The following is a 3,104-nucleotide window of genomic DNA, read 5'->3' on the forward strand; positions in this document are numbered from 1 at the left end:
GCCCAGACGTTGCGTGGGCCGGCCAACGGCCGGCGCTACCGGATGCATCACGGCTTTATCTGTTGTCCCTGCGTGGTGGGTGCCGCGTCGTAGTAGCGTCCCGTGCGCGAATCGAACACGCGATTCGGGCCCACCGGCTTTACGCCAGGAATGATGCGGCCATTGCGGTCGTACACCTTCGGTGGTGCGGTGGTCGGCGGTGCGGGCACCACCTGCGCCGGCCCCTGGCTCTGGATCGGCTGGGTGCCGAGCTGCTGGCGGATCTGCGAATCGGAGGTGACCGGGGCGACCTTGCCGGCCTGGTTTTCCATCGGGGCCGGGCGCACCGGCGTCGGCAGCGGGGTCGGCGCGGGCGCGGGGGTGACCACCGGGCGGGTGTCGGTGGGTTTGCGTGGCGCGGCGATCTGCGCGCCGGCATCGAAGGTCATCGCAGCCGCCAACAGGGCGGGCAACAGCAGCACTCGGGTGTTCATGACTCAGCCTCCCACACGGATCAACGGCTTCATCCTGCGCCCCACGCCCGTGCGGCAGCATGAACGCCTGCCTTGCACCGTTCACACAACGCCCCCATTTCAACGCCATCCCCACGAGGAACGCCGATGACCGCTTTCGACCTCTCTCCCCCCAGCGATGCCCAGCGCCAGGCGCTGGAGGCCGGCCTGAGCCCGGACGAGCGCCGCGTGCTGCTCCAGCACGGCACCGAAGCCCCGTTCTGCGGCGTGTTCCTGGACAACAAGCAGGACGGCGTCTACGGCTGCCGCCTGTGCGGGCTGCCGCTGTTCCGTTCCAGCACCAAGTTCGACTCCGGCACCGGCTGGCCCAGCTTCTTTGCCCCGTTTGACCCGGCCCATGTCCGCGAAATCCGTGACACCAGTCACGGCATGATCCGGACCGAGATCGTCTGCGCCCGCTGCGGCAGCCACCTCGGCCACGTGTTCCCGGACGGCCCGCCGCCGACCTTCGAGCGCCATTGCCTCAACTCGGTCTCGCTGGATTTCACGCCCAACGGCGAGCCCTACCCCGACCCGCTGCAGCGTGGGGGCGTGGAGGCCGGTCCGGCAGGCTGATCTGCAAAAGTGTGACGTTCATCCAACGTCACCCTTCAGAACCCCGGCATGGGGCCGACATGGAGGTATCCCCTCCTCCGCGTCTGTCCCATGCTCATCATTGTTGGCTTTCTGATCGTCATTCTCAGCGTGCTCGGGGGTTATGTCGGCGCGCACGGCAAGCTGGCCGCCCTCTGGCAGCCCTACGAACTGGTCATCATCGGTGGCGCGGCGCTGGGTGCCTTCCTGGTCGGCACCCCGGTCAAGACCGTCAAGCAGACCCTGGCCGCCAGCGTCGGGGTGTTCAAGGGCCCGCGCTACAAGCAGCAGGACTACCTGGACGTGCTGAGCCTGCTGTACGAGCTGCTCAACAAGGCCCGCCGCGAAGGCTTCATGTCGCTGGAAGACCACGTCGAGCGCCCGGGCGACAGCGCCATTTTCGCCAACTACCCCAAAGTGCAGGCCGACCACCACCTGGTCGACTTCATGACCGACTGCCTGCGCCTGATGATCGGCAGCAACATCGAGCCGCACGAGCTGGAACCGCTGCTGGAGATGGAGCTGGAAAAGCACCACGGCGAAGCCATGCAGCCGGCCGCCGTGCTCAACAAGGTCTCCGACGGCCTGCCGGGCTTCGGCATCGTCGCCGCCGTACTGGGCATCGTGATCACCATGGGCTCGATCGGCGGTGAGATCACCGAAGTGGGCGCGCACGTCGCAGGCGCGCTGGTCGGTACCTTCCTCGGCATTCTGCTGGCCTACGGCTTTGTCAGCCCGCTGGCCGCCGCCGTGGAAGCGCGCGCCGAGCAGGACAGCCGCATCTACGAGTCGGTCAAGACCGCCCTGCTGGCCTGCCTGCGTGGCTACAACCCGAAGATCGCGCTGGAGTTCGCCCGCAAGACCCTGCCGTCCAACGTGCGTCCGGGCTTCAGCGCGTTCGAAGCCCACCTGAAGACGATCAAGTAAGGCAGCGTCATGGCCGACAACAAACCCACCGTCATTGTCCGCAAGGTCAAGAAGGCCGGCCATGGGGCCCACCACGGCGGTGCCTGGAAGGTCGCCTACGCCGACTTCGTGACCGCGATGATGGCGTTCTTCCTGGTGCTGTGGCTGATGGCGGCCACCAGCAAGCCGGAGCGCGCGGCCATTTCCGAGTACTTCCGCAATCCGAGCCCGCTGACCGGACAGAGCCCGACGCCCGCGCCCGGCATGGCCGGCCCGGGCGGGGCCAGCACCTCGATGATCAAGCTCGGCGGGGCCACCGATGTCTCGCGCGGCACCAGCAACGACCCGTTCCAGAACGCCCAGGCCGAACGCCCGGTGCCGCAGGAAGACGAGCGCGAGCGTGAGAAGAAGCAGCTGGAAGTGCTCAAGCAGGAACTGGAAGAAGCGATCAGCAAGAGCCAGGCACTGGAGCCGTTCAAGGACCAGCTGCTGCTGGACCTGACCCCGGAAGGGCTGCGCATCCAGATCGTGGACAAGCAGAACCGGCCGATGTTCGACGTCGGCAGCGCCGCGCTCAAGCCGTATACGCGCGAGATCCTCAAGGAGCTGTCGGAGTTCATCAACCACGTACCAAACCGGATCAGCATCACCGGCCATACCGACATCACCGCGTACAACGCCGCCCACGGTTACAGCAACTGGGAACTGAGCGCTGATCGTGCCAATGCGGCCCGCCGGGCGCTGCTGGAAGGCGGCATGACCGAAGACAAGGTGACCCGCGTGGTGGGGCTGTCGTCGTCGGTGCTGTTCGACAAGGTCAAGCCGGACAACCCGATCAACCGCCGCATCAGCATCGTGGTGATGACCAAGGCCGCCGAGGCCGCCGCCCTGTCAGGGGCCGGGCAGCAGGTCGGTCTGTCGGGCACCACGGTGGATCCGGACGTGCAGGCGGACATCGCACCGGCCGCCGGGCCGTCGGTGCCGGTGTTGGGGCCGGCGGACGGGGCACCATAGACGGGATCGTGGCGGATCCGTCGGGGACACGGTTCCGGTAGCGCCGGCCGTTGGCCGGCCCAAGGGATGTTTCCGACGCCATGAGGGCCGGCCAACGGC

Annotated in this window: 4 protein-coding genes; 3 read left to right on the forward strand and 1 reads right to left on the reverse strand. The window is 67.4% G+C overall.

The window, feature by feature from the left end; genetic code table 11:
* Positions 1–47: 47 nt before the first annotated feature.
* A complete protein-coding gene (locus QMX83_RS20880; RefSeq protein ID WP_282298538.1) occupies positions 48–473 on the reverse strand; it encodes a classical arabinogalactan protein 4 in 426 nt (141 codons plus the stop codon).
* Between the two features lie 126 nt (positions 474–599).
* On the opposite strand from QMX83_RS20880, the gene msrB reads away from it, so the two are divergent.
* The 3 genes from msrB (at position 600) to motB (ending at position 3,005) form a co-directional block, all read left to right on the forward strand.
* Complete coding sequence (gene msrB, locus QMX83_RS20885; RefSeq protein WP_282298539.1) at positions 600–1,067, forward strand: peptide-methionine (R)-S-oxide reductase MsrB; 468 nt, start codon at positions 600–602, stop codon at positions 1,065–1,067.
* A 90-nt stretch (positions 1,068–1,157) separates the two neighbouring features.
* On the forward strand, positions 1,158–2,012 hold the full coding sequence (gene motA / locus QMX83_RS20890; protein WP_282298540.1) for a flagellar motor stator protein MotA: 855 nt from the start codon (positions 1,158–1,160) through the stop codon (positions 2,010–2,012).
* 9 nt (positions 2,013–2,021) lie between these two features.
* A complete protein-coding gene (motB, locus tag QMX83_RS20895) occupies positions 2,022–3,005 on the forward strand; it encodes a flagellar motor protein MotB (protein ID WP_282298541.1) in 984 nt (327 codons plus the stop codon).
* The last annotated feature ends 99 nt before the right edge of the window (positions 3,006–3,104 follow it).

It is taken from the genome of Stenotrophomonas sp. PS02289, assembly GCF_029960115.1.
Classification (GTDB): Bacteria; Pseudomonadota; Gammaproteobacteria; order Xanthomonadales; family Xanthomonadaceae; genus Stenotrophomonas.

Excerpts from the sequence above, each read along its gene's own strand:
- QMX83_RS20880 (WP_282298538.1), bottom strand. The coding sequence starts at position 473 with ATGAACACCCGAGTGCTGCTGTTGCCCGCCCTGTTGGCGGCTGCGATG.
- msrB (WP_282298539.1), top strand. The coding sequence starts at position 600 with ATGACCGCTTTCGACCTCTCTCCCCCCAGCGATGCCCAGCGCCAGGCG.
- motA (WP_282298540.1), top strand. The coding sequence starts at position 1,158 with ATGCTCATCATTGTTGGCTTTCTGATCGTCATTCTCAGCGTGCTCGGG.
- motB (WP_282298541.1), top strand. The coding sequence starts at position 2,022 with ATGGCCGACAACAAACCCACCGTCATTGTCCGCAAGGTCAAGAAGGCC.